The organism is Curvibacter sp. GW821-FHT01G03, assembly GCF_059422285.1.
On the sequence record NZ_JBWKWP010000001.1, the window covers coordinates 382,910 to 408,924 of the forward strand.

General features: G+C 66.2%; 16 protein-coding genes. 8 read left to right on the forward strand and 8 right to left on the reverse strand.

Going from position 1 to position 26,015, the window contains the following annotated elements:
* Position 1: 1 nt before the first annotated feature.
* The gene (locus tag AC07VS_RS01805) at positions 2-805 is read left to right on the forward strand and encodes a crotonase/enoyl-CoA hydratase family protein (protein WP_494750065.1); all 804 of its coding nucleotides are present in this window, start codon (positions 2-4) and stop codon (positions 803-805) included.
* Here the strand turns inward: AC07VS_RS01805 and AC07VS_RS01810 are convergent.
* From AC07VS_RS01810 to AC07VS_RS01825, 4 genes are all read right to left on the reverse strand, one after another.
* The gene (locus AC07VS_RS01810) at positions 796-2,277 is read right to left on the reverse strand and encodes an efflux transporter outer membrane subunit (protein WP_494750066.1); all 1,482 of its coding nucleotides are present in this window, start codon (positions 2,275-2,277) and stop codon (positions 796-798) included. The two genes, AC07VS_RS01805 and AC07VS_RS01810, sit on opposite strands and share 10 nt — an antisense overlap.
* Complete coding sequence (locus tag AC07VS_RS01815) at positions 2,274-3,587, reverse strand: efflux RND transporter periplasmic adaptor subunit (protein WP_494750067.1); 1,314 nt, start codon at positions 3,585-3,587, stop codon at positions 2,274-2,276. Before AC07VS_RS01815 ends, AC07VS_RS01810 begins: the two co-directional genes overlap by 4 nt.
* Positions 3,580-6,798 (reverse strand): efflux RND transporter permease subunit, encoded by a 3,219-nt coding sequence (locus tag AC07VS_RS01820; protein WP_494750068.1) that lies wholly within the window; start codon positions 6,796-6,798, stop codon positions 3,580-3,582. The genes AC07VS_RS01815 and AC07VS_RS01820 overlap by 8 nt, the downstream gene beginning before the upstream one ends.
* A gap of 221 nt (positions 6,799-7,019) precedes the next feature.
* A complete protein-coding gene (locus tag AC07VS_RS01825) occupies positions 7,020-9,518 on the reverse strand; it encodes an EAL domain-containing protein (protein ID WP_494750069.1) in 2,499 nt (832 codons plus the stop codon).
* A gap of 487 nt (positions 9,519-10,005) precedes the next feature.
* Between AC07VS_RS01825 and ccoG the strand changes: the two genes are divergently transcribed.
* Positions 10,006-11,442, forward strand: coding sequence for a cytochrome c oxidase accessory protein CcoG (ccoG, locus tag AC07VS_RS01830; protein WP_492347121.1), 1,437 nt, complete (start codon positions 10,006-10,008; stop codon positions 11,440-11,442).
* On the opposite strand, the gene AC07VS_RS01835 is transcribed toward ccoG, so the two are convergent.
* The 4 genes from AC07VS_RS01835 to thiD form a co-directional block, all read right to left on the reverse strand.
* Positions 11,443-12,819 (reverse strand): sigma-54 interaction domain-containing protein, encoded by a 1,377-nt coding sequence (locus tag AC07VS_RS01835; protein WP_494750070.1) that lies wholly within the window; start codon positions 12,817-12,819, stop codon positions 11,443-11,445.
* 105 nt (positions 12,820-12,924) lie between these two features.
* A complete protein-coding gene (locus tag AC07VS_RS01840; protein WP_019577134.1) occupies positions 12,925-13,104 on the reverse strand; it encodes a hypothetical protein in 180 nt (59 codons plus the stop codon).
* 112 nt (positions 13,105-13,216) lie between these two features.
* The gene (gene hemL / locus AC07VS_RS01845; RefSeq protein WP_492347119.1) at positions 13,217-14,533 is read right to left on the reverse strand and encodes a glutamate-1-semialdehyde 2,1-aminomutase; all 1,317 of its coding nucleotides are present in this window, start codon (positions 14,531-14,533) and stop codon (positions 13,217-13,219) included.
* Positions 14,517-15,449: a bifunctional hydroxymethylpyrimidine kinase/phosphomethylpyrimidine kinase gene (gene thiD, locus AC07VS_RS01850; protein WP_492347118.1), complete on the reverse strand. Its 933-nt coding sequence runs from the start codon at positions 15,447-15,449 to the stop codon at positions 14,517-14,519. Before thiD ends, hemL begins: the two co-directional genes overlap by 17 nt.
* A 92-nt stretch (positions 15,450-15,541) precedes the next feature.
* Here thiD and AC07VS_RS01855 point away from each other — a divergent pair, with 92 nt between their 5' ends.
* The 6 genes from AC07VS_RS01855 to AC07VS_RS01880 are packed head-to-tail and all read left to right on the forward strand — an operon-like array spanning position 15,542 to position 25,985.
* A complete protein-coding gene (locus AC07VS_RS01855; RefSeq protein ID WP_084461699.1) occupies positions 15,542-15,715 on the forward strand; it encodes a rubredoxin in 174 nt (57 codons plus the stop codon).
* Between the two features lie 50 nt (positions 15,716-15,765).
* Complete coding sequence (locus AC07VS_RS01860) at positions 15,766-16,164, forward strand: response regulator (RefSeq protein WP_019577131.1); 399 nt, start codon at positions 15,766-15,768, stop codon at positions 16,162-16,164.
* Positions 16,164-16,529, forward strand: a complete 366-nt coding sequence (locus tag AC07VS_RS01865) for a response regulator (protein WP_492347116.1) — start codon at positions 16,164-16,166, stop codon at positions 16,527-16,529. Before AC07VS_RS01860 ends, AC07VS_RS01865 begins: the two co-directional genes overlap by 1 nt.
* A 24-nt stretch (positions 16,530-16,553) precedes the next feature.
* Complete coding sequence (locus AC07VS_RS01870) at positions 16,554-17,099, forward strand: chemotaxis protein CheW (RefSeq protein WP_492347115.1); 546 nt, start codon at positions 16,554-16,556, stop codon at positions 17,097-17,099.
* Positions 17,100-17,124: 25 nt separating this feature from the next.
* Positions 17,125-19,449 (forward strand): methyl-accepting chemotaxis protein, encoded by a 2,325-nt coding sequence (locus AC07VS_RS01875; RefSeq protein WP_494656686.1) that lies wholly within the window; start codon positions 17,125-17,127, stop codon positions 19,447-19,449.
* Positions 19,450-19,487: 38 nt separating this feature from the next.
* Positions 19,488-25,985, forward strand: a complete 6,498-nt coding sequence (locus AC07VS_RS01880; RefSeq protein ID WP_494750071.1) for a hybrid sensor histidine kinase/response regulator — start codon at positions 19,488-19,490, stop codon at positions 25,983-25,985.
* The last annotated feature ends 30 nt before the right edge of the window (positions 25,986-26,015 follow it).

Sequence of the window (26,015 nt, forward strand, 5' to 3'; positions counted from 1 at the left end):
CATGACCCACCCGACCCCTTTCCTGAAATCCGAGCGCGACGGCGCGATCCTGATCCTCACCATGAGTCAGCCGGCCACGCGCAACGCACTGACCGGCAACACCGCGGTGGCCGAGTTCGTGCAGGCCTGCGATGAGGTGCGCCGCGACCCCAGCGTGCGGGTGGTGATCCTGACCGGCGAAGGCCCGGTGTTCAGCTCGGGCGGCAACGTCAAGGACATGCAGCGCTACGAGCGCGAGCGACCTTCGCCCGATGCGATCCGCGAGGAGTACCGCCAGGGCATCCAGCGCCTGCCGCGCGCGCTCTATCAGCTCGATGTGCCGGTGATTGCGGCCATCAACGGGCCCGCCGTCGGCGCCGGGCTGGACCTGTGCTGCATGTGCGACATGCGCATCGCCGCCGAAGGCGCCACCTTTGCCGAAAGCTTTGTGCGCGTGGGCATCGTGCCCGGCGATGGCGGCGCCTGGCTGTTGCCGCGGGTGGTGGGCCTGTCCAAGGCCTCCGAGATGGCGTTCACGGGCGAGGCCATCGATGCGGCCGAGGCCCTGGCCTGCGGCCTGGTCTCGCGCGTGGTGCCGGCCGGTCAGCTGATGGCGGCGGCCCGCACCCTGGCCGGCAAGATTGCCGCCAACCCGGGCGGCGTGCTGCGCATGACCAAGCGCCTGCTGCGCGAGGGCGAGCGCAGTTCGCTGGAGTCGCTGCTGGAGCTCTCAGCCGCCTACCAGGCCCTCGCCCACACCACCGAAGACCATTTTGAGGCGGTGCGGGCCTTTGTCGAGAAACGAGCGCCGCGCTTTCAGTCCTGAGCCACGCGGGCCGGGCTGGCCTGGCCCAACGTGGTGTCGGTGGCTTTCCAGCCGCCGCCCAGGGCCTTGATCAGTTGCACCGAGGTCAGCAACTGCTGGCTCTGGTTCTGCACCTGCTGGCGCTGGTAGCCCAGCAGGGTCTGCTGGGCCAGCACAACCTCCAGCAGGCTGGAGGCACCAGCCCGGTAGCGGGCCTGCGACAGCTCCAGCACCTTGCCGGCGCTTTTCACGGCCTGCTGCAGCGAGCGTTGGGCTTCGCGCAGCGCGGCCTGGGTGCTCAGGCTGTCCTGCACTTCCTGGAACGCCTGCAGCACGGTCTGGCGGTAGCTGGCACTGGCCTGCTGGTAGCCGGCCTTGGCCACGTTCACCGCCGCGGTGGTGCGGCCGCCGTCAAACAGGGTCTGTGTGGCGCTCAGGCCCAGCGACCACAGCAGGCTGGGGGCCGAGAACAGCTTGCTGAAGCCGTTGCTGTCGTCGCCATAGAGGCTGTTCAGGGTCAGGCTGGGGTAGTAGGCGCTGGTGGCGATGCCGACCTGGGCATTGGCCGCTGCCATGGCGCGCTCGGCGCTGGCGATGTCGGGGCGGCGCTCCAGCAGCGAGGCCGGTGTGCCCAGGGGCAACTGCGGCGGCTCGGGCAGCCGGGTGTCGGCGGCCAGTTGAAAGCTGGGGGCCGGCTGGCCGGTGAGCGTGGCAATCGCGTGCTCGAAACGGGCCCGGCTGTCGCGCAGGCCTTGCAACTGGGCTTCGGTGCCCGAGACCAGGCCCTGTTGCTGCTCCAGATCGATGCCGGAGGCGGTGCCCAGATCGTGCCGGGTGGCGATGAAATCCAGCGTCTGGCGCTGCGCCTTGAGGGTCTGGTTCAGCACCTCGATTTCGGCGTCCAGCCCGCGCAGGGCCAGGTAGTTGCTGGCCAGTTGCGCGGTCAGCACCAGGCGGGTGTTTTCAAAATCGGCGCCCGACTGGGCCTGGGCGGCGCGGGCGTTTTCCAATTGGCGCCGTACCCGGCCGGCCAGGTCCACCTCATAGCTCACGGTCAGCGCGGTCTGGTAGTCGGTCTGCTCCACCGAACTGTTGGCGCTGGTGTAGCTGCTCAGCGGCCGGTTGGCCGAGGTTCGAAAACGCGAGGTTCCGGCCTGCAGGCCCACCCGGGGCAGCAGGGCACCCAGGGCCGAATCGGTCTGGGCCCGGGCCTGGTCCAGGCGCGACTGGGCCAGGGCCAGGGTGTTGTTCTGCTTCAGGGCGGTATCGATCAGGCCCTGCAGCGTGGGGTCGGCGTACAGCAGCCACCAGGGGCCTTTGAGTTCGTCGTCTCGCGGTTGGCCGGCCTGCCAGCCGGCTTCGGCCTGCCAGTGGGCCGGGGCCACGGTGTCGGGGCGCACGTAGTCGGGCCCCACGGCCGAGCAGCCGCCCAGCAGGGCCAGGCCCAGCCAGGCGCCGTGCCGCGCCAGGCGGTGCAGCGCGGGGGCGTTCATGAGGCGCTCCGCTCGGCCTTGCTCGGCTGGGCTTCGGGCTTGGCGCCCTCTTTGCCGCCTTCCTTGGCACCTTCCTTGTTGTTGGCCGGCACCGGCGCCTCACTGGCCACCACCGCATCGCCTTCGGCCAGCGAGTCGGGCGGGTTGATGATCAGCTTGTCTTGGGGCGACAGGCCGTTCTGGATCTCGATGCGCACGCCCAGGTCACGGCCCAGTGCCACCTTCTTGAGTTGCACCTTGCCGTCCACCACGGTGGCCACCAGCGTGCCTTCCGGGCGGAACAGCAGGCCGTTGTTGGGCACGGTCAGCACGGGCTTGTCAGCGCCGGCGGCCTGCAGGGCCACCTGCACGTACGAGCCCGGCAGCAGCTTGCCCTCGGGGTTGGGCAGGTTGACCTCGACCTGCAGGGTGCGGGTGGCCGGGTCGATGGCGCCGGCGGTGCGCACCACCTTGCCGGTGAAGGTCTGGCCGGGCAGCTCGGACAGGGTGACCTGGGCTTCCTGGCCAGTCTTGATGCGCGGCGCAAAGCTTTGCGGTGCCGACACGTACAAGCGCAGCACATCGGTCTGCGACAGCGTGAACAGCAGCTTCGGGGCGCCGCCGTTGCCAGCGTCCACCAGGCTGCCCACATCGATGTTGCGCTTGGTGACCACGCCACTGAAGGGCGCCACGATGCGGTTGTAAGACAGCTGCAGCTCCAGCCTTTGCACCACCGCCTCGCTGGCGGCCAGGTTGGCCTGTACCAGCTTCAGTGTGTTCTGGCGCTCGTCGAGTTCCTGCTGCGACACGGCATCGCGGGCGCGCAAGCCCTGCCAGCGCTCGAACGAGGTGCGCGCCAGTTGCAGGTTGGATTGCACCTGGGCCCGGTTGGCCCGGGCTTCGGCCAGTTGCTGCTCGATTTCGCCAGTGGCGATTTCGGCCAGCAGGTCACCCTTGCTCACGCGCGCGCCGATGTCCTTGAACCACTGTTTGACATAGCCGCTGCTGCGCGCATAGATCGGGGTCTCGATGTAGCCCTGCAGGCTGCCTGGCAGTTGCAGTGTCTGCTGGCCCCGGCCGGGCCGTGGCGAGACCACATACACGTGCACCTGGGCGTTCTCCTGGGTGCTGGCCGCCAGGGCCTTGGCCTGGGCCGCGCGCTCGGTCATCACCAGGGCCGCGCCTGCACCGAGCACCAGCAGCACGCCCAGGGCGGCCCAGCGGGCGCGTCGCAGCAGCCGGATGCGCTTGATGTTGTGGGCCCCTTCATGCTGATGCAGGCCATGGATTCCGATGGAAGAGTGTCGCTGTGCGTGGCTCATGTCAGGCATTTCCTTGGGCGGGGGTCGGGACGGGCTGCGGGCGCCGGGCGGCCCGATGCTCCAGCGCGCGGTGCACGGCGGCAAACACCACCGGCACGAAGAACAGGGTGGAGACGGTGGCAAACAACAGGCCACCAATGGTGGCGCGGCCCAGTGGCGCGTTCTGTTCGCCGCCTTCGCCCAGGCCCACGGCCATGGGCAGCATGCCGATGATCATGGCCAGGGCGGTCATCAGCACCGGGCGCAGGCGGGTGGTGCCGGCTTCGAGTGCGGCCGACAGGGGCGGCGCGCCGTCCAACAGGCGCTCGCGGGCAAATGAGATCATCAGAATGCTGTTGGCCGTGGCCACGCCCATGGTCATGATGGCCCCGGTGAGCGCGGGCACGCTGAGCGTGGTGGCGGTCAGGAACAGCATCCACGCAATGCCGCCCAGGGCGGCCGGCAGGGCGGTGATGATGATGAAGGGGTCGACCCAGGACTGGAAGTTGACCACGATCAGCAGGTACACCAGCACGATGGCCATGATCAGGCCCACGCCCAGGCCGAGGTAAGAGCTCTGCATGGTCTCGACCTGGCCACGCATCTTCACGTTGGTGCCGCGGGGCAGGTCGGCCTTCATGCTGTCGATGACCTTCTGAACCTCGCCGGCCACGCTGCCCAGGTCACGCCCGGACACGCTCACGAACACATCCACCACGGGCTGGATGTTGTAGCGTGACACCACGGTCTGCTCACGGGTGGGGCGCACGGTGACCAGGTTGCTCATCAGCTGGGCCGGGGGCTGCACGAGGGCGGTGCTGCCCGTGGGCACGCTGTTGGTGATGGGCACGCCCACCGGGATCTGCAGCAGGTTGTCCAGCGAGTCGACCTGGTATTGCGGGGTCTGTACCGCAATGCTGTAGACCACGCCGTTGGCCGGGTTCAGCCAGAAGGCCGGTGCGGTCTGGAAGCTGCCCGACAGCGAGACCAGCAGGTTTTGCGCCACGTTGTTGGCGTTCAGGCCCAACTGCTGCAGCTGGGCGCGGTCGATGTCGAGCTTTTTGGTCGGCTGGTTGATGCGCTGCTGGATGTGCACATCCACGGCGCCATCAATCTGCCGCACCTTGCTCTGCAACACACTGGCCAGGCGGTAGTTCTCGGCGATGTTGGCGCCGCTGAACTGCACGTCGATGGCCGCGGGCTGACCGAAGTTGAGGATCTGGGTGATGATGTCGGCCGGCTGGAAGAAGATCTCCACGCCCGGGAAGCGCTTGGGCAGTTCGGCGCGCAGGCGCTTGACGTGTTCGTCGGTGGGGCCATGGCCATGGCGCAGCGCGATCTGGACTTCGCCGTCCAATGTGCCGATGGTGCCGGCATTGCTGTAGGACAGGTTGATGCCGCTGTAGGGCAGGCCCAGGTTGTCGAGAATGGTCTCCAGCTCTTCGGGCGGGATCAGTTCGCGCACCGCGTTCTCGATGCGGTCGGCCAGGCGGGCCGTCTCTTCGATGCGGGTGCCGGTGGGGGCACGGAAGTGCAGGCGGATCAGGCCGGCATCCACGCTCGGGAAAAAGTCGCGCCCCAGCACGCCATACAGCCCGCAGGACGCGATGCAGAACACCAGGAAAGCGGTGATGAAGCTGGCTCGGCGCGTCAGCAGGCCGCTCAGGATCACCACATAGACGCCGCGCAGGTTTTCGAAGCCGGCGTCAAAGCGCAGGTAGATGCGGCGGAAAAAGCCGGGCCGGCTGTCGTCCACGGGCGGGGCGTTGCGCATCAGCAGCTTGACCAGGGTGGGCACCAGGGTGCGCGACAGCACATAGGAGGCCATCATCGCGAACACCACCGATTCGGCCAGCGGCACGAACAGGTAGCGGGCGACACCGGTCAGAAAGAACATGGGTACGAACACGATGCAGATGCACAGGGTGGAGACGAAGGCCGGCACGGCGATCTCGCCAGCCCCCTCCAGAATGGCCTGCTCCAGTGGTGTGCCCAGGTGCAGATGGCGCTCGATGTTTTCGATGGTCACGGTGGCGTCGTCCACCAGAATACCCACCGCCAGCGCCAGACCACCCAGGGTCATGAGGTTGATGGTCTCGCCCAGCGCGTAGAGCATCAGGATGGCCGACAGCACCGACAGCGGGATCGACACGGCAATGATGCAGGTGCTGCGCCAGTTGCCCAGGAACAGCAGGATCATGGCCGCGGTCAGGCAGGCGGCGATCAGCGCTTCGTGGATCACGCCGCTGATGGCGGCCTTCACGAACAGCGATTGGTCGAACAGGGGGGTGATTTTCAGGTCGGGCGGCAGGGTCTGGGCCACCGAGGGCAGCAGTTCGCGCAGTTTGGTGACGATCTCCAGGGTGGACGAACTGCCATTCTTCAGCACCGACAGCAGCACGCCACGGTTGCCGTCCTGGCGTGCGATGTTGGTCTGGGGGGTGAAACCGTCGCGCACATTGGCCACGTCGCTGAGGGTGATGGTGGTGCCGTTGCTGGAGCGGATGGGCAGGGCGTTCAGGCCCTCCAGATTGGCTGGCGAGCCATTCATGGCCACGGTGTATTCGGTGTCACCCAGCTTGGCGGTGCCGCCGGGCAGGATCAGGTTCTGCGCATTGATGGCGTTCACCACGTCCGAGGGGGTCAGGCCCTTGGCCTGCAGGGCCAGGGTGTTCAGGTCCACGGAGACCACCCGGTTCTTGCCGCCGTAGGGGAAGGGCACGGCGGCGCCCGGGATGGTGATCAGGCGCGGCCGCAGAAAGTTGACGGCGGCGTCGAACAGGCCCTGCTCCGACATGGACGGGCTGGCCAGGCCCAATTGGATCACCGGGATGCTGGAGGCCGAATACTTGATCACCAGCGGTGGCGTGATACCCGGCGGCATCTGCCGCACGATGGCTTGCACCGAGGAGGTCACCTGAGCCAGCGCGGTCTGGATGTTGGCGTCGGGCTGGAAGAACACCTTGATCACCGCAATGCCGGCCAGCGACTGCGACTCGATGTGCTCAATGTCGTTGACCGTGGTGGTCAGCGAGCGTTCATTGACGTTGGTGATGCGGGTGCCCACCTCTTGGGCTGACAGACCGGTGTAGTTCCAGATGATGCTGATCACCGGAATGTTGATTTCCGGAAAGATGTCGGTGGCCATGCGCACCAGCGCCAGGGGCGTGGCCAGCACGATCAGCAGGGCCATCACGATGAACGTGTAAGGTCGGCGCAGCGCAATATTGACGATCCACATGGGGCAGGCATCCGGTTGGCAGGCAGGCGTCGCGCGCCCAGGCCCATCCCCGATGGAGCTGACGGCGCTCAACGTAACCAAACATTTTGCAGGAGAAGCATGACCCAGGCCGGTGCCGGGCCATGGCAGATCCGGTAAAGCTCAGGGTCAGTGAGGCATCGTGCTGGTTTTTCTGAAATAAATGCTGGTACTGATGATTTTGACCCGTGCTGGCCGGATGGCTAGGGCAGCCAATCTGCTGCCAGCAGCCGGGGCGGCAGCGCCGGGGCGTAGTGGTAGCCCTGGGCCTCATCGCAGCCGAGTGCCAGCAGGGTTTGGGCCTGTTCAGGGGTTTCCACCCCTTCCGCCACGGTGCGCAGACGCAGAGCCCGTGCCATGCTGATGACGGCCGTCACGATGGCCTGGTCGGCCGGGGCGCGCAGCATGTCGTGCACGAAGCTCATGTCGATCTTCAGCTTGCCCACCGGGAAGTTCTTCAATTGCGCCATCGAGGCATAGCCTGTGCCGAAATCGTCGAGCGTCAGGTTGAAGCCTGCGGCCACCAGTTGGCCGGCCACGCGTCGGGCACGTTCAGGGTCCAGTGTCATCGCGGTCTCGGTGATCTCCAGCTCGATCGCTTCAGGACGGGCGCCGGCGGCGCGTACCAATTGGGTGGCCCGGAGCGGGAAAGATTCATCGCTGAGCTGGGCGGCCGACACGTTCACCGCAATCGGGGGCGGCGCGGCCAGGGCCGGTGCGTGCCATGCCGCCCATTGGCGGCTGGCTTCGCGCAGGGCCCAGTCCCCCAGCTGAGTAATCAGTCCCCGTTCCTCTGCCACCGGGATGAATTCACCGGGGCTGATTGACCCCAGCTCGGGGTCGTTCCAGCGGGCCAGGGCTTCCAGGCCGATCAGCCGGCCGCTGTTCAGGTCGATCTTGGGCTGGTAGTGCAGGTGCAGGCCGCCACTGTTCAAGGCCTTGGCAAGGCGTGTGGCCAGGGTGTTGCGGCGATGCAGTTTTTCACTCATCTGCTGCTCGTACAACTGGCAATGGCCACCGCCCAGGGCCTTGGCCTTGAACATGGCCAGATCCGCATGTTTGAGCAATTCCTCGACAGTGGCGCCCTGGCTGGGGAACAGCGCCATACCGATGCTCACGCCCACCTCGACCGGGGGGGCGGCTGCGCCGATGGGCTGGGCCAGGGTGTGCATCAGGTTGCGACTGATGTGCTGGGCGTCTTCCAGGCTGTCGATTTCACAGGCCACCATGAACTCATCACCACCAATGCGGGCCAGCAACTGGTCCTTGCACAGCAGGGCCTGACAGCGGTGCGCCACCTCGCGCAACACCTGGTCGCCCATGGCGTGCCCCAGGATGTCGTTGGTCTCCTGCAGGCGGTCCAGGTCCAGGAACAGCAAGGCCAGTTGCCGGCCCGCGCGCTCGCAGCGGTCCAGCATCTGCTGTGCCAGCACCAGGCCATGGGTTCGATTGGGCAGTCCGGTCAGCACGTCGTAAAGCGCCAGGCGTTGCAGGTGTTCGGCCGCCAGGTGGCGCTCAGAGGTATCAAGCAGGGTCCCATGGCCTTTCAGTGGCCGGCCTTGGGCGTCGTATTCGAGGCGGCCACGCGCCTCGATCCAGCGCAGCCCCTGGCCCATCTTGAGGCGGTGCTCCACTCGGAAAGGGGCCCCTTCCAGCGCGGCCTGCCAGGCCTTTTCCACGCCTTCGCGATCTTCGTCATGGATGTGCTCCATCAGGCTGCGGAAGGTGCAGACCCGGTCTTCGGGCCAGTTCAGGATGCTGCAGGCCTGGGGGCTGAGCAGCATCACATCGGTGGCCAGGTCAATCTGCCAGGTGCCGACGCTGGCCACAGCCTGGGCATTGAGCAGGTCGCGCGTCAGGCGGGTCTGCTGGCGCAGGTCTTCCAATACCAGCAGCAGGTGGGGCTCTCCTCCGTGGAGGGCATCGCGCAGAAGGCGTGTCGTGGCACGCACCGGGATGGCCAGGGCCTCGGGGTGCCCACTGCGGCACAGGGTCAGGGTCTCGCTGGCCAGGTTCTGATGGAAGACCTGTTCGGCCAGTGGGATCAGGCGTGTCACGTCCAGCCATTCGTGCAGCGCACGCCCGTGCAGGCTGCCAGCGGGCAGATTCAACAGGGCTTCGACTGCCGGGTTGGCGAAAACGACCGTCAGGTCCGGGGTCAGCACCAGGGTGCCGCAGGGCAGCCCGGCAAAGGCCGTGCCGTAATTGTCAAGACGGGGTGCGTTCCGTCGCCGGTGGCGCTGCAGTGCGTCGGTGGCCAGACCCATGTCATGCATCAGCGCCTTGCTCAGGGCCAGCACCTGGTCCAGCAACTGGTCGGGTTGGCCGGCATGCGCCTGCACCAGGCAGGGCAGCACCGTCTGCAGGTAATGCCGGTAGGCCTCGGTCAGCCAGCTCGGGGGCAGGTCCAGGCGGGCCATGGCCTGGCCCATCTGGTCCCGGCTTTGTCGATAACCCTCTCCGTAGGGGCCTTCGGTGAGGTTGGCGAAATAGGCTGCCTGCAGTTGCTCCAGTTGGCCCTCGGACGCGTCATCAGGCCAGTGCGCCTGACTGACAGGTTCTTGCAGCAGGTGGCGGGCCGCAACCCGAAATGCGTCGGGGCAGTGCTGCCTCAAATGCGTGTGCAGGGATTGCAGGGCATTCAGGTCGGCAGCAGTCAGGGGCTGCGTGGGGGACTGTTCTGGACTGCAGACGTGTGCCATGGGGGATCAACCTTGGGGGATGCAACGGCCTCGGTGGGGTGGTGCCAAGCGTTGAGTGTGTCTATTTATTTGAAATATATACTAAATATGAAATTCAACAAGCATTTTGTAATTCTTTGACGTCCAAATGAATCATTTAATCTATTTTCATATGATAGATGTTAAAAATGATTATTTTCAATATGCCATGGATGCAACAGGTCGGCTCAATGCTTCAGACCACCGACCTCGTGTGGCAGTGAATTGGCAGTGTTATGGCACTGAAGTGGCGGATATTTGGCAGTGGAATGGCTGTCAGAATTCGAGGTGATCAGGTGTTCTGCGCATAAGCCCCTGTATTTAAAGAACATTTCCTGCGCGAATGGGCTGGCATGAAAACTGCCCTTAGGAAGCCTTGATCTGAGTGCCCGGGATGTCCCCGGGCGCGTGTCGGCTCATCCGCGTGGCATCCCGCCTGCGGAGGAGCGCCTCACTGAACCGGGTTGCCATGGATTCCACGCCTTCCTCCACGAACAAAGTCATTCCCATCGTTGCGGCACCGCCGGAAGACGCCGAGGTGTTCCTGTACGCCGCCACCAAAAAGATCCATCCGCGCTCGGTCAGTGGCCTGTTTGCTCGCTGGCGCTGGGGCCTGGTGTTCCTCACGCAGATCTTCTTTTATGGCTTGCCCTGGCTGGAGTGGGGCCAGCGTCAGGCGGTGCTGTTTGACTTGGGAGCGCGGCGCTTCTACCTGTTCGGCATCGTCCTTTACCCGCAGGATTTCATCTACCTGACCGGCTTGCTGGTGATCTCGGCCCTGTCGCTGTTTCTGTTCACGGCCGTCGCCGGTCGCCTGTGGTGCGGCTATGCCTGCCCCCAGACGGTGTACACCGAGATCTTCCTGTGGATCGAGCGGCGCTTCGAGGGAGACCGCATGGCCCGCATCCGCCTGGACGAGGCCCCCATGTCGCTCAACAAGCTTTGGCGGCGCGGCGGCAAGCACGGGGTCTGGCTGGCCGTGGCCGTGTGGACGGGCTTCACCTTTGTCGGCTATTTCACGCCCGTGCGCACGCTGGGCCTGGAGGTCTGGACCAACTCACTGGGCCCCTGGGAGACCTTCTGGGTGCTGTTCTACGGCTTTGCCACCTATGGCAACGCCGGCTTCATGCGCGAGCAGGTGTGCAAATACATGTGCCCCTATGCCCGCTTCCAGAGCGCCATGTTCGACAAGGACACCCTGATCGTCACCTACGACGAAGCGCGCGGCGAGCCGCGCGGCAAGCGCTCGCGCAAGGCCGACCCGGCGGCGCTGAAGCTCGGGGCTTGCGTGGATTGCGAGTTGTGCGTGCAGGTCTGCCCCACCGGCATCGACATCCGCAAGGGGCTGCAATACGAGTGCATCGGTTGCGGCGCCTGTGCCGATGTGTGCGACACGGTGATGGACAAGCTCAATTACCCGCGCGGCCTGGTGCGCTACTCCACCCAGAACGCGGTGCGCAACGGCTGGACGCGCGCACAGATCCTGCGCCATGTGATGCGCCCCCGGGTGCTGGTGTATGCCACCGTGCTGCTCGCGCTGACCGTGGCGCTGTTCTCCCACCTGGTGCTGCGCACGCCCTTGCGCGTGGATGTGGTGCGCGACCGCGCGGCGCTGTCGCGGATTGCCCCGGGCGGCATGCTGGAGAACGTGTACCGGCTGCAGATCATGAACGCCACCGAAAAGCCGCAGACCTACCGGCTGGGCGCCACGGGCCTGGAGGGCCTGAAGGTGGCCTCGGAGGTGTTGGTCGAGGTGGGGCCGGCCGAATCGCGCTGGGTGCCCGTGCGCCTGCAGGTGCCCTATGGCTCGGCCCCGGCAGGTTCGCACACCGTTTATTTCTCGATCGGTGCCGAGGGGGGCGAGGCCCATGTGTCGGAGAAGTCGGCCTTCCTGGTGCCGCGCTGATCACGGCCTGCCGGCCAGCCCGAGGTCCTTCAGGCGCCGGTAGAGGGTGCGCTCGCTCAGGCCGAGTTGGCGCGCAAGTGCCTTGCGGCTGCCCTGGAAGCGGGTGGCCAGTTCGCGCAATGCGTCGGGTGTCTGGAGCCGGTCGGTGGTCAGCGGAGGCGGTGGCGCCGTGGCCACCGCTGGGCCGCCGCGGGCGTCGGACTGCAGGGTGTCCGGCGGCAACTGGGCCAGTCCGATCACGCCATCGTCGGCAAACAGGCGCGCCCGGTCGATCACGTTGCGCAGTTCGCGGATGTTGCCCGGCCAGGCGTAGTGCTGCATGCAGCGCATGGCCTCGGCATCGACCCGATAACGCAGGCTGCCGGACTGGCTGCGCGCCAGGATGGAGTCCACCAGCAGCGGAATGTCGTCGGCCCGCTCGCGCAACGCGGGCAGGTGCACCGGAAATGCGTTGATGCGGTAATACAGATCCTGCCGGAACTGCCCCTGCTCGACCATGCGTGCCAGGGGCTTGTGGGTGGCTGCCACCAGGCGGAAATCGGCACGCAGGGTCTCGATGCCGCCCACCCGCCGGAAGGTGCCCGACTCGATCAGGCGCAGCAGCTTGACCTGCATGCTCAACGGAACGTCGCCCATCTCGTCGAGGAAGAGCGTGCCCCCGGTGGCCGTCTCGACCAGGCCTTTCTTGCGGCTGCTTGCACCGGTGAAGGCCCCTTTCTCGTAGCCGAACAGCTCGCTTTCGAACAGCGTCTCGGTGAAGCCCGAGCAGTCCACGGTCACGAAGGGACCATGGGCGCGTTCGCTGGCCTCATGCAGCGCCCGGGCGAACAATTCCTTGCCCGTGCCAGACTCGCCCAGCAGCAGCACCGGCAGGTTCGAGGGCGCCACGCGCTGCAAGGCGGCCAACGCCTGGGTGAAGGCGCTCGAATGCCCGACCAGGCCGTCGGCCCGCACCTGGGGCGAGGCGCTGCGCAGCGTGGACAAGCGCTCGACAAAGGCAATCACCTGGCCTTGGCGGTCCTGGATGGGGCGCAGTTCGACGTCGACATGCTCCAGCCCGCGCGGGGTGTGGTGCACATGCAGCACGCGGTCGGCACGCCGCCGCTCCAGCGCGTGGCGCATGGGGCAGTGCTCGCCCGCCTGGTCGCAGGGCACGTCGTAGTGGTGTGAGACCTCGTAGCACTTGCGCCCCAGGGGCGAGGGGTCGGCTGCCCCGAACTGGCGCCGGTAGGCGGTGTTGGCAGCCAGGATGTTGTAGGCCGGGTCAAGCACCATCATCGGGGCATGGTCGTGCTCCAGGAAGGACAACAGGGCATTGAGCTCATCCTGGCTCGGCAGGGCCGCCGTGGGGCGGAGCGTGGGGCGGGTGCGGGGCATGGCAGGCAGTCGTTTGGCAGTGACTGCCAATACTGCCAAAGAAATGGCAGGCCGTGGGAAGTGATGAAGCGTCGCAGGTCGATGAACTGCGACTTGAGTTTCAACTCAGGGGCGTCCGGTCAGGATCTGGAAACCCCACATCAGCAGGCCTGGAATCACCACCGGCAGGGTCAGAAACAGGAACACTGAAGTGAACTGGGCCAGCACGAACAGGTCGATCAGGGTCTGCTTGGCCCACTCCAGCAGATCGACTTCCCAAAAGCGAAGCGGCTTGTTGTTGCTCATGACGCCCTCTTTTCATGGCCGCAGGGCGCGGTCAGTGCTTCATTTTTAGCACAGCGGTGCGCAAGCACAAGGGCTTTGGGCGCACCGGGCGGTGGCCCGGCGCATCAGGGGGTCAGCTCGCGGCCGCCAGGGTCTTGAACACCTCGCGGGCGGCGGCCACGGTCTGGGCGATGTCGTCGGCGCTGTGGGCGCTGCTGACAAAGCCGGCTTCATACAGGGCCGGAGCGATGTACACGCCGCGGTCCAGCAGGCCGTGGAACAGCTGGTTGAAGCGGGCGCTGTCGGTCTTCATGACCGTGGCGTAGTTCTGCGGCAACTCCGGCATCAGGAAGAAGCCGAACATGCCGCCCTGGCAGTCGGCGCTGAAGGGGACGCCCTCGGCGGCAGCGGCCGCCTTGAGCCCGTCCACCAGCGACTGGGTGCTGGCCGACAGGGCCTCGAAGAAACCGGGTTGGCGGATCTCGCGCAGCGTGGCCAGGCCACAGGCGGTGGCGACCGGGTTGCCCGACAGGGTGCCGGCCTGGTAAACGCCCCCCAGCGGAGCCAGGTGTTCCATGATGGCGCGGCGGGCGCCGAAAGCGGCCAGCGGCATGCCGCCGCCAATCACCTTGCCCATCACCGTGATGTCGGGTTCAAAACCGGGGATGGCCCGCGCATAGACGCTCTGGGCACTGCCCAGGGCCACGCGGAAGCCGGTCATCACCTCGTCGAGGATCAGCAGGGCGCCGTGTTCCGAGCACAGCTCGCGGCAGCGCTTCATGAAGGGCACTGAAGCACGCACGAAGTTCATGTTGCCTGCGATCGGTTCGATCATCACACAGGCCAGTTCCTTGCCGTGCTCGGCAAAGGCCTGTTCAAGCTGCTCGATGTTGTTGTACTCCAGCACCAGGGTGTGCTGCACCACCTCGGGCGGTACGCCAGCGCTGGTGGAGGTGCCGAAGGTGGCCAGCCCCGAGCCCGCCTTGACGAGCAGGGCATCGGCGTGGCCGTGGTAGCAGCCCTCGAACTTGATCAGCTTGCTGCGGCCAGTGGCGCCACGGGCCAGGCGGATCGCGGTCATGCCGGCTTCGGTGCCCGAGCTGACCAGGCGCACCATGTCCATCGAGGGCACCAGGCTCAGGATTTCTTCGGCCAGTTCAACCTCGCGCTCGGTGGGGGCGCCGAACGAGAAGCCCTCCAGGGCTGCTTTTTGTACCGCTTCCAGCACGGCTGGGTGGCCATGGCCCAGGATCATCGGCCCCCAGGAGCCGATGTAGTCGATGAAGCGCTGGTCGTTGGCGTCCCAGAAGTAGGCGCCCTGTGCCCGTTGGACAAAACGTGGCGTGCCCCCCACGGCGCGGAAGGCGCGCACGGGCGAGTTCACGCCGCCGGGGATCACGCGCTTGGCACGTTCGAACAGGGGCAGGTTCAGGTCAGTGTTGAGTGTCATGGGGAGGAATCACAAACCCGGCCAGCGTGTCGCTGGCGTCGGGGTCTTCGTTGTCGTCTTCACCTTCTTCGGGCTGGGCCCAGAACAGGCGGTCGGGGATCACATGGCCCATGCCGGGGCGGAAGCCCGCGTCCAGACATCGGTCCAGGTAGCTCAAGGCCTCGCTGGTGGCTTCGCCCAGATCCATGCCGGTGGCGACCAGGGCGGCCAGCGCGGCCGACAAAGTGTCGCCGGCACCGGCGAACACGGCGTCGAACAACTCGAACTGCACGTGGCCCAGCACGCTTTGCGGGCTGGCCAGCACGTTGTCGACATGTTGCTCGGGCAGGGGGATGCCCGTGACCAGGGTGTAGGGCACGCCTTGTTTGGCGGCGGCAGTGGCAATGTCACGGGCGGTGGGGGAACGGTCACTGTTCCAGTCGGGCAGCAGCCATCGCCACAAGGTACTGTGGTTGCCAACCAACACCGAGGTCTGGGGCAACAGCAGTTCGGAAAACGCGTCCAGGTAGCTGTCGATCTTGTCCTCCTGCCACCAGGACAGGTTGGGCATGTAGGCCACCACCGGGATGTCGGGGTAGTCTGAGCTGATCTCGGCGATCGAGCTGAGGTTCTCCGGGTCGCCCACAAAGCCTACCTTGATCACCTGCACCGGCACATCTTCGAGCATGGTGCGCGCCTGCTCGGTGACGACCTCGTCATCGAAGGCGGCATGGTCGAAGATTTCGGAGGTATCGCGGATGTAGCTGCCGGTCACCACGGGCAAGGCGTGCCCGCCAACCGAGGCGATGGTGGTGATGTCTGCCGTGAGGCCGCCAGCCCCGCTGGGGTCGCTGGCGTTGAACACCAACACGCATGCCGGCGTGCTCTCTTCGTCGCTGGCCGCGGGGGCGCTGGGGGGGGAGGTGAGGGTGGTCATGAAGTCCGGAAATGGGCAGTCTGCTCAGGGTAGCAGAAGCGGCCGCGGGACTCGATACAATCATTGCATTCTATTCGAAGGCCCCTTAAGCTGTGACTGATAACAAAACTTGGATGTGTCTTATTTGTGGCTGGATTTATGACGAATCCACCGGTGCTCCCGAGCATGGCATCGAGCCAGGCACCCCCTGGGAAAAGGTTCCGATGAACTGGACCTGCCCTGAGTGCGGAGCCCGCAAGGAAGACTTTGAAATGGTCCAGATCTGAACCCGTGACTCCCTTGCTGGCGTCGATCTGGCGACAGGAGGAACGCACTGATGTCCATTGACAGTTCAGGTCTCAAAGTGCTGGTGGTGGACGACAGCAACACCATCCGCCGCAGCGCTGAAATATTTCTCAAGCAGGGCGGTCATGACGTTCTGCTGGCCGACGACGGCTTTGATGCGCTCGCCAAAGTCAATGACTACGAGCCGCAGCTGATCTTCTGTGACATCCTGATGCCCAAGCTGGATGGCTACCAGACCTGTGCCATCATCAAACGCAATGAGCGCTTTGCGGCGACGCCGGTCGTGATGCTGTCCTCCAAGGATGGCGTGTTCGACAAGGCGCGCGGACGCATGGTGGGTTGTCAGGATTACCTCACCAAACCCTTCACCAAGGACCAATTGCTGCAGGCCGTGCGGCAATTCGGTATGCCGACTCTAGGAGCGTTGTGATGTCGATTCACAAAGTGCTGATCGTTGACGACTCGAAGACGGAGCTGATGTTCCTGTCTGAACTGCTGCAGAAAAACGGGATGCAGGTCCGCACCGCTGAAAACGCTGACGAAGCATTCAAGCGCCTGGCCGAAGAGAAGCCCGACCTCATCCTGATGGATGTCGTGATGCCCGGCCAGAATGGCTTTCAGCTCACGCGCTCGATCAGCCGGGACCCCAAGTACGCCGATGTGCCCATCATCATGTGCACCAGCAAGAACCAGGAGACCGACCGGGTCTGGGGCTTGCGACAGGGCGCGCGGGGTTACATCACCAAGCCGGTCGATCCCGCCGAACTCAAGGCCAAGATCAACGCGCTGAACTGATCGCCCAGACCTGCGACCCCCCCAATGGCCAATCGAGATGCTCTCCGTGAACTCCAAAGCCGCCTGGCCGCCCGTCTTCAGGCTGCGCAAGCCGAAGGGCCCTCGATTGCCTGGCTGGCAGTGCATGCCGGCGCAGGGCGTTACCTGATGCCCCTGGCCCAGTCGGGCGAGATTTTTCCATGGTCGCCGGTGCAGCCGGTGCCTTACACGCAGCCCTGGTTTTGGGGGGTGGCCAATCTGCGCGGCAGTCTGTCCGGCGTGGTCGACCTGGCCGCTTTTCTGGTCGAAGTCTGGCCAACAGCGCCTGCTTTGCGTCCTCGCTCCGAGCTGGCCCTGGCCGATTGCAGCCTCCTGGCGCTCAATGCCGCCCTGGACGTGAACGTGGCCCTGGTGGTCGACCGCCTTGCCGGATTGCGCAGCCCCGACGCTTTTGTTTCCAGCGCCCCCCCTGCCGAAGATGCCCCGGGCTTCTTCGGTGCCCTCCACACCGATGCGCAAGGCGAGACCTGGCAGGAGATCCAACTCCTGTCGCTCTCGCAGTCTGCGCAGTTCCTCAGTATCAGTGCCTGAGTGCCTCAGCCATCAAGGTCGTTCCATGTCATTTGCGGATCAAATCGGAAAGCTGTTTGCCAAGAAGAAGTCTCCGGCCGAGGCCGAGTCCTCGGTGGCGGTGGGGCTGGCGGGGCCTGACACCCTGCATGAGTTGCCCGGCCACCCGGACGCCCTGCAGGATCTGAGGCAGGACGGCGGCGGACTGGGCGACTCTCTGGCCCCTGAAACCGAACTGGACAACCGCCAGGTCAACTTTGCCGAAACGCGCCTGGCTGAATCCGAGATCAAGGATGCCACCGAAGGGCAGATCGAGTTGCCCCTGCTGGGGCGCGGCACCGTGGCACGCCATCAGCGCGTGCTGTTCATTCTGTTGGGGGTGGCCTTGCTGGTGCTGGCCGCCATTGCCGGTGTGGCGCTGAGCCAGGCGGACAAGGTGGCTCAGCAGCTTGCAGCCTCAGGGCAGTCGCTGATGCAGTCGCAGCGCCTGGCCAAGTCGGTATCACAGGCCCTGGTGGGCAGCCCGCAGGCTTTCCCTGACGTCGTCGAGAGCGCGGGGGTGTTGGTCAAGACCGTGCGTGGCTTGACCAATGGTGATGACCAGATGCGCCTGGATCCGCTGGGCACCGATTTCAAGGCCGACCTGGACAAGGTCATGCCGCTGATGGAGCGTGCCGAACGCAATGCATCCGTGGTGATGAGCCAGCAGAAGATCCTGACCCAGGTGGGTGAGGCCCTGCGCACCATCAACCGCCAGTCTGCCGACCTGCTGGAGATCGCCGAAACCATCTCCTCGCTCAAGCTGCAGCAGAACGCACCGGCGTCCGAGATTTCGGCCGCCGGCCAACTGGTGATGCTGACCCAGCGCATCGGCAAATCCGCCAACGAGTTCCAGACCACCGAAGGGGTCAGCCCCGAAGCCGTGTTCCTGCTCGGCAAGGATTTGAACTCCTTCCGCGAGATCGCCCAGGGCCTGCTCAACGGCAGCCCGGAACTGCGTCTGGCGGCCTCCAAGGACGCCCAGACCCGCGAGCAGCTCGAAAGCCTGATCAAGGTCTATGACCAGACCCGCAGCCAGGCCGGTGCGATTCTGGGCAACCTGCAAGGGCTGGTGTCGGCCCGTGAGGCGCAGTCCGCCATCCTCAACGACTCCGAGCCGCTGCGCCGGGGCCTGGAAGACCTGCAGGGTCGCCTGTCCTCGCAGACCGGTCTGAGCCTGACCTCCATCTTGTCCCTGGTGGTGGCTTCGTTCTTCGTGTTGATCTGTGCTTTCGGGTTGGCCCGTGTGCAGCTGCTGGACAGCCGCAACCGCCAGACCGCTGCCGAGTTGCAGCAGCTTGAAGCCCAACGCCAGGAGCAAGAGGCCAAGCGCGTCAACGACGCCAACCAGGCCGCCATTCTGCGACTCATGAACGAACTGCAGACGGTGGCCGAAGGCGATCTGACCCAGGAAGCCACGGTGACCGAAGACATCACCGGCGCCATCGCCGACTCGGTGAACTACACGGTGGAAGAGCTGCGTGTTCTGGTGGGCAACGTGCAGAACACGGCCACCCGCGTGGCCCAGACCACGGCCCAGGTGGACAACACCTCGACCGAGCTGCTGGCGGCCTCCACCGAGCAACTGCGTGAGATCCGTGAAACCGGCCGCTCGGTGCTTGAAATGGCCTCGCGCATCAATGGTGTGTCGGCGCAGGCGCAAGAGTCCGCCTCGGTGGCTCGCCAATCGCTGCAGGCGGCCGACTCAGGTCTGCAAGCGGTGCAGAACGCCATCGGGGGCATGAACGCCATCCGTGACCAGATCCAGGAAACCTCCAAGCGCATCAAGCGACTGGGCGAATCCTCGCAAGAGATCGGTGAAATCACCGAGCTGATCTCTGACATTACCGAGCAGACCAACGTGCTGGCCCTGAACGCCGCCATCCAGGCCGCCTCGGCCGGTGAAGCCGGTCGAGGCTTCTCGGTGGTGGCGGAAGAAGTGCAGCGTCTGGCTGAGCGTTCGGCCGACGCCACGCGCCAGATCGCGGCGCTGGTGAAGGCGATTCAGACCGACACCCAGGACGCCGTGGCCGCCATGGAGCGCTCCACCCAGGGTGTGGTGGAAGGGGCTCGACTGTCCGACAGCGCCGGTACTGCTCTGACCGAGATCGACCGCGTGTCGCAGCGACTGGCCGAGCTGATCGAACAGATCTCGTCGTCAGCCTCCAAGGAAGCCACGCTGGCCAACGAGGTGGCCGACAACATCCAGCACATTTTTGCCGTGACCGAACAGACCGGAGAGGGCACTCGGACCACAGCCCAGCAGGTGCGCGAACTGTCGCAGATGGCCGATGAACTGCGTCACTCCGTGGCGCGGTTCAAGATCGCCTGATCGGGGCCAGTCGCCCCAACGCCTGACCGGAACCCTTCATGCGACCCACCGACGCTGTGTCCCCCGCTGCCCTGGATGCGGCAGACCATGACCTGGGCCCTCTGGCCTGGGTGCTGGACGAACTGCGCAAATCCCTTGACGGCTCGATCAAGGCCATGCGCCGCCATGTGCGCGAGGCTTTGCTGAGCCACGGGGCCGAACTGGCCAGCGCGGATGTGAGTGCGCTGCGCCTGGCGCGCCAGCAGATGCACCAGGCCACCGGGGCGCTTGAGATGGTGGGCATGGCGCCGGTGGCGCTGATGATGCGGGCCCTGGAGGCGATGACACAGAAGTTCATCCAGGCCCCATCAAGTTGCACCGACGATGCCATCGCCGTGATCGAGCGGGCCAGCTTTGCCATCAGCGAGTATCTGGAGGCGGTGCTGGCGGGCCACGAAGTGTCGGCGGTCAGCCTGTTTCCTCAGTACCGCGACGTGCAGCAGTGGCTGGGCGTCGAGCGCATTCATCCGGCCGATCTGTGGGGCAACGAGCGCCGCGTGGCCGATCCGGTGTTGCCCGACGGCCTGGTGCCGCTGGCCTATGACGCCGAGGTGCGCTCTCGTTTCGACCACGCCATGCTCAAGCTGGTCAAGACCGGACGCCCCTCGGGGGCCCGTGCCATGGCCCAGATCGCTGCTGGCCTGGCCCATGCGGGCACCCAGGGCGGGCGTCTGTTCTGGAAGGTGGCGGCGGGTTTCTTTGAAGGACTGTCCCTGGGCCTGGTGCCGCTGGATGTCTACGTCAAGCGGGTCATCTCGCGTGTGCTGGTGCAGTACTCGGCGCTGGCCCGTGGCGAAGCCGCGGTGTCCGAGCGTCTGTTCCAGGACCTGCTTTTCTACTGCGCACAGGCCCGCCTGACCGAGCAGCAACCTGCACCCCTGCTGCGTGCCGTGCGCGAGGCCTATGGCCTGCAACGCCACGCCCCGGCCGATTACGAGGCGCGCCGTTTCGGCCGTTTTGACCCGGCCGTGCTGGTGCAGGCGCGCAAGCGCATCGCCACGGCCACCGACACCTGGTCGGCCCTGGCCGGTGGCGACCGCAACAAGTTGCGCAGCGCCGTCGATCAGTTTGCCCTGGTGGGTGAATCGCTGTCCAAGCTGCACCCGGGTAGCCAGCCTTTGGGCCAGGCGCTGCAACGGGCGGCCGAAGCCACGGCTCACGGGGGCGACGCACCTGGGGCATCGGTGGCCATGGAAGTGGCCACGGCCGTGCTGTTCCTGCAGGCCTGCTACCAGGAAATGGACATTGACGAAGCCCAGATGAGCGAGCGCTCGCGAGCCCTCGCTGATCGCCTGGACCGCGTGCTCGCCGGCGAGGAAGTGGGCCCTCTGGAACCCTGGATGGAAGAGCTGTACCGGCGTGTCAGCGATCGCCAGACCATGGGCAGTGTGGTTGAGGAACTGCGCTCCACCCTGACCGAAGTTGAAAAGTCGCTCGATACCTTCTTCCGCCAGCCTTCCGACAGCCAGGTTCTGACGGCGGTGCCGGCGCGCCTGTCGCAGATGCGTGGGGTGCTTTCGGTGCTGGGGCTGGAGCAGGCCGCCCACGCGGCCATGCGCATGCGCGACAGCGTCGAGCGGCTGATGGTCGATGAAGTCACCAGCGACGCCGTGCGTGCCGGCACCTTCGAGCGCCTGGGCAACAGCCTGGGGGCACTGGGGTTCCTGATCGACATGCTGAGCTACCAACGCACGTTGGCCCGCAAGCTCTTTGTTTATGACGAAGAGGCGGGCGAACTCAAGTTCCTGGGCGGGCGCCAGCGCCAGCAGTTCGGCCCCACCGAAAGCCCTGAAACCCCGCTCGAGCCACCGCTGTTTGTGGACTCACTGGCATTGGGTACCCCGTCGTCTGGTCTTGCGCAAGCCCAGGAGGCCCCGCTCGGCACGGCCTTGCCGGCCCCTGCCGCGCCGGTCCAGGCCCCCGAGCCTGCCGAGCTCGGTGACGACGCACTGGGCGACGAAGTCGCAGCCCCCTCGTTGCCGCCGCCCGCCCGCACCGAGGCGCCCGCGATCGAAGAGGACGAACTCATCGACGTTTTCCTGGAAGAGGCCCGCGAGGTCTTTGCCCAGGGGGCCGCCACCATCGATGCGCTGCACCACGACCCGGCCTCCCTGGGTGACCAGACGGCCTTGCGCCGAGCCTTCCACACCCTCAAGGGCAGTTCGCGCATGGTGGGCCTGGGCGAGTTTGGCGAAGCCGCCTGGGCACTTGAGCAATTGCACAACGCCTGGCTGGCCGACCAAAAGCCTGCCAGCAAGCCTGTGCTGACCCTGTCCATCCAGGCCCTGAATCAGTTCTCGCGCTGGGTGGACGACATTGCCGCCCACCAGGCCCATGCCTGGCGCGCCGCACCCTTCCGCGAGGCCGCCGATGCCCTGCGGCTCGAAGATCGCCTGTTGCCCCTGCTCGATGCCGTGGCTGAGCCTACGCCGGCACCCACCGGGTTGCCTGAGCTGCCGCCGCTGGCACCGGAAGAGGTCGGTGAGGGCGCTGATGGGGACCTGTCGCTCGACGGCCTGTCCCTCGATGCGGGGCTGCCGGTGGCCCAAGACGACGGCGTACCGCTGGTCGACTTTGCGCCCACGGCAATGATGTCGTTCGCTGACGAGGCGCCGGTCGAGACCGCAGCCGCACCCGAGGCGGCGACGGCATCGTTCGATGTTGAGGACATTGATTTCGCCCAGTTCGAGGCAGCCCTGGCCGAAGCCCCTGCAGAGGCTGTCGCGCCTGTCGACGATGTGCCGCCTGATGCGGCCCTGCCGGAGCTGCTGCTTGATTTGCCGGGCGTAGAGACTGACGCTGAGGCCGAGGCAGCGCCGCAGGCCGACGCTTTGCCCCACTTTGAGCTGGACTTTCCGCTGGAGGCCGATGCCGGACTGGAGCGTCCACAGCCGCCGGCCTTGCCTTTGGATGAAGCCAGTCTGGATGCGGCCGTGGATGCCGCCCTGGACGATGAGCTGTTGCGCTCTTTCGAGGCCCTGTCGTTGGAACCCGCGGCTGAATCGCTGTCTGAACCCGGGCTGCAAGCCCTGCCGGATGCGCTGCTGGACACCCCGCATGACATCCCGCAGGACACCTTGCAAGCGGACTTGCTCCTGGCCGCGGATGCCGCCGAGGAACCACCGCCACCTTCGCCCGAGTCCGACGGGGATCTGGAGCCTGTGCTGGCCGACCCCGCCATGGCGCCAGAGGACCACCCTGCCGAGCCCGAGCCCGAGCCCGTCGACTTGCTGATGCCTGCCGGTGATGATGAATCAATCCGGGTCATTGGCGACCTGCGCCTGAGCATTCCGCTTTACAACGTCTACCTCAATGAGGCTGACGAGTGGTCGCGGCGTTTGCAGACCTCGCTGGGTGAGTGGGCGCTGGAGTTGCACGAGCCGGTGCCCGATACGGCGGTGGCGCTGGCCCACTCCCTGGCCGGCAGTTCGGCCACGGTGGGCTTCAAGGCCTTGTCGTCGCTGGCCCGCACGCTGGAGCATGCGCTGCAGCATGTGCAGTTGCAAAGCCGGGGCACCGAGTCGGATGCGCGTGCCTTCGTCGATGCGGCGGACGACATCCGCCGCCTGCTGCATCAGTTTGCGGCGGGCTTTCTCAAAGAGCCGCAGCCGGCCGTGGTGCAGGCCCTGGAGGCCATTCTGGCGACCGAGGCAGGCGCGCCCTTGCCGGAGGGCCTGGCCCTGGCCGAGCCCTCGGAGTGGATCGATGCGCCGGCGCAAGCCTCGAATGAACCGGCTTTTGATGAACCGGCCTTCGATGAGGCCGGGCTGGATGAAGCCGTTGAAGCCGTTGAAGCGATCGAAACGGTTGAAACTCTTGAATTGGGTCAGCCAGAGCCACTGACCCTGCCGGGCGACATGGACGCGCCCATGTCCGTGCCCATGCCCGAGCCCCTGCTTGAAGCCGAGCCGGAGCCCCTCCTCGTGGAGGCGCCCACCACCGACCTGGTGGACGTGGCCCTGAGCCCTGAGCCGGTGCTTGAGCCGGTGCCCGCGTGGCAGGCAGAGCAGGTGTCGGATGTGGCCGATGTGGCGAATTTGGCGGATGCGTCGCAAGTGCTGCCGGTGGCCCCCCTGCCGTCCGCCGAAGAGCCTGCGCCCAACGCGCAGCCGAGCCTGGAAGCCCCGCAGCCCTCGGCCCTCGACGCCGCGCCTGAGCGGGCCTACGACGACGAATTTGACGCGGTCGACGTGATCGACCCCGACCTGTTCCCGATCTTCGAAGAAGAAGCGCTCGAACTGTTGCCGCGGGTGGCGGCCAGCCTGCGCCACTGGCAGGACGAGCCCACCCAGGCCGAGCCGCGGGCCGAGTTGCTGCGGCATTTGCACACCCTCAAAGGCAGCGCGCGCCTGGCGGGCGCACTGCGCCTGGGCGAGATGGCCCACCGCATGGAGTCGGTGATCGAAGGGCTGGACGAAACTGGTGCCGATGCATCGGCCCTGGACGCCCTGGTGAACCGCTTTGACGGTTTGCAGGCCAATTTTGATGCGCTGCGGGGCTACAGCGATGCGGCCACCGAGGCCGATCTGCAGGCCGCCACCCAAGTGTTGTCAGGCGAGGTTGTGGCGGCCGCCGTGCCGCGGCCAGCCTTGCCCCCAACCGTTCAGTGGGTGCCGCAGAAGACGCTGGCAGGCCAATCGGTGCGGGTGCGCTCGCAACTGCTGGACCGGCTGGTCAATCAGGCCGGCGAGGTCATGATTTCGCGATCACGCCTGGAGTCGCGCGTGGGGCAGATGCGCAGTTCGCTGGGTGAGCTCACCGGCAACCTGGATCGCCTGCGCGAGCAGTTGCGCGACATCGAGCTTCAGGCCGAGTCGCAGATGCAGTCGCGCCTGGCCCAGGCCAAGGATTCGGATGCGGGCTTTGACCCGCTGGAGTTTGATCGTTTCACCCGGGTGCAGGAGCTCACCCGCATGATGGCCGAGTCGGTCAACGACGTGGCCATGGTGCAGCGCAATCTGCAGCGCACGGTGGACAGCACCGAAGACGAGCTGGTGGCCCAGGCCCGCCAGGCGCGTGAACTGCAGCGTGATCTGCTGCGCACCCGCATGGTTGAGTTTGACGGCATTGCCGAGCGTCTGTACGCCATCGCACGTCAATCAGCGAAGGAAACCGGCAAGCAGATCAAGCTCGACATCACCGGCGGCAGCATCGAGATGGACCGCGGCGTGCTGGACCGCATGACCCCGGCCTTCGAACACCTGTTGCGCAACGCGGTGGCGCACGGCATCGAAAGCCCCGAGCAGCGCGCGGCCGCCGGCAAGCCGGCCACCGGCAGCATCGGCATCCAGGTCACGCAAAGCGGCAACGATGTGTCGGTCGAGTTCGCCGATGATGGTGCCGGGCTGGATCTCGCGGCGATTGGCGAGCGAGCCCAAAGCCAGGGCCTGATGGCGCCCGGTCACGTCCTGTCCGAGGACGAGGCCGCCCAGATGATCTTCATGCCCGGTTTCACCACTGCCAGCGAGGTCACCGAACTGGCGGGCCGCGGCATCGGCATGGACGTGGTGCGCACCGAGGTCAACGCCTTGGGTGGGCGCATTGAAACCCGCAGCCGCAGCGGGCAGGGCAGCCGCTTCAAGCTGGTGCTGCCCCTGACCACGGCGGTCACCCAGGTGGTGATGCTGCGCATCGGCCAGGCCACCCTCGGCGTGCCGGCCAGCCTGGTCGAGATCGTGCGCCGCTCAGGCCCCGGCGAACTGGATGAAGCCTACCGCAGCAGCCAGTTCGATCTGGGGGTCGAGACCGTGCCCTTCTACTGGGGCGGGGCACTGTTGCAACTGGCGGCGCACAGCACCGAGGCGGCGGCCCGCACGCGGCCCGTGGTGATCTTCCACAGCGCGGCGCAGCGCATCGCGGTGCACGTCGATGAAGTGCTGGGCAACCAGGAGGTGGTGGTGAAGAACCTGGGGCCGCAACTCTCACGCCTGCCCGGCCTGGCCGGCATGTCGGTGCTGGCTTCCGGGGCGGTGGTGATGATCTACAACCCGGTGGCGCTGGCCAACGTGTATGGCGATCAGATCCGGGCCCGCCTGGCCCAGCCGGTCACCCCTGCGGCCGATGCCCCGGGCGGCGTGGCCGAACCGGCTGTGCTGTCCGATGCCCAGGCCCCGCTGGTGCTGGTGGTGGACGATTCGATCACCGTGCGCCGCGTGACCCAGCGTCTGTTGCAGCGCGAAGGCTACCGGGTGACCCTGGCCGCCGACGGGCTGCAGGCCCTGGAGCGCCTGCAGGATGAGCGCCCGGTGGTGGTGCTGTCCGACATCGAAATGCCCCGCATGGATGGCTTCGATCTGGCGCGCAACATCCGCCACGATGCGGCCCTGCATGAGCTGCCCATCATCATGATCACCTCGCGCATTGCCGCCAAGCACCGTGAGCATGCCCTGGAACTGGGCGTCAACCACTACCTGGGCAAGCCCTACGCCGAAGAAGAGCTGCTGAGCCTGGTGCGGCACTATGCCGGGCAGGGCGTGGTGGCCGACACCCCGGCCTGAGCACGCCGCTGCCGGCGGGGCCCTGGCCCC

Excerpts from the sequence above, each read along its gene's own strand:
- AC07VS_RS01805 (WP_494750065.1), top strand. The coding sequence starts at position 2 with ATGACCCACCCGACCCCTTTCCTGAAATCCGAGCGCGACGGCGCGATC.
- AC07VS_RS01810 (WP_494750066.1), bottom strand. The coding sequence starts at position 2,277 with ATGAACGCCCCCGCGCTGCACCGCCTGGCGCGGCACGGCGCCTGGCTG.
- AC07VS_RS01815 (WP_494750067.1), bottom strand. The coding sequence starts at position 3,587 with ATGCCTGACATGAGCCACGCACAGCGACACTCTTCCATCGGAATCCAT.
- AC07VS_RS01820 (WP_494750068.1), bottom strand. The coding sequence starts at position 6,798 with ATGTGGATCGTCAATATTGCGCTGCGCCGACCTTACACGTTCATCGTG.
- AC07VS_RS01825 (WP_494750069.1), bottom strand. The coding sequence starts at position 9,518 with ATGGCACACGTCTGCAGTCCAGAACAGTCCCCCACGCAGCCCCTGACT.
- ccoG (WP_492347121.1), top strand. The coding sequence starts at position 10,006 with ATGGATTCCACGCCTTCCTCCACGAACAAAGTCATTCCCATCGTTGCG.
- AC07VS_RS01835 (WP_494750070.1), bottom strand. The coding sequence starts at position 12,819 with ATGCCCCGCACCCGCCCCACGCTCCGCCCCACGGCGGCCCTGCCGAGC.
- AC07VS_RS01840 (WP_019577134.1), bottom strand. The coding sequence starts at position 13,104 with ATGAGCAACAACAAGCCGCTTCGCTTTTGGGAAGTCGATCTGCTGGAG.
- hemL (WP_492347119.1), bottom strand. The coding sequence starts at position 14,533 with ATGACACTCAACACTGACCTGAACCTGCCCCTGTTCGAACGTGCCAAG.
- thiD (WP_492347118.1), bottom strand. The coding sequence starts at position 15,449 with ATGACCACCCTCACCTCCCCCCCCAGCGCCCCCGCGGCCAGCGACGAA.
- AC07VS_RS01860 (WP_019577131.1), top strand. The coding sequence starts at position 15,766 with ATGTCCATTGACAGTTCAGGTCTCAAAGTGCTGGTGGTGGACGACAGC.
- AC07VS_RS01865 (WP_492347116.1), top strand. The coding sequence starts at position 16,164 with ATGTCGATTCACAAAGTGCTGATCGTTGACGACTCGAAGACGGAGCTG.
- AC07VS_RS01870 (WP_492347115.1), top strand. The coding sequence starts at position 16,554 with ATGGCCAATCGAGATGCTCTCCGTGAACTCCAAAGCCGCCTGGCCGCC.
- AC07VS_RS01875 (WP_494656686.1), top strand. The coding sequence starts at position 17,125 with ATGTCATTTGCGGATCAAATCGGAAAGCTGTTTGCCAAGAAGAAGTCT.
- AC07VS_RS01880 (WP_494750071.1), top strand. The coding sequence starts at position 19,488 with ATGCGACCCACCGACGCTGTGTCCCCCGCTGCCCTGGATGCGGCAGAC.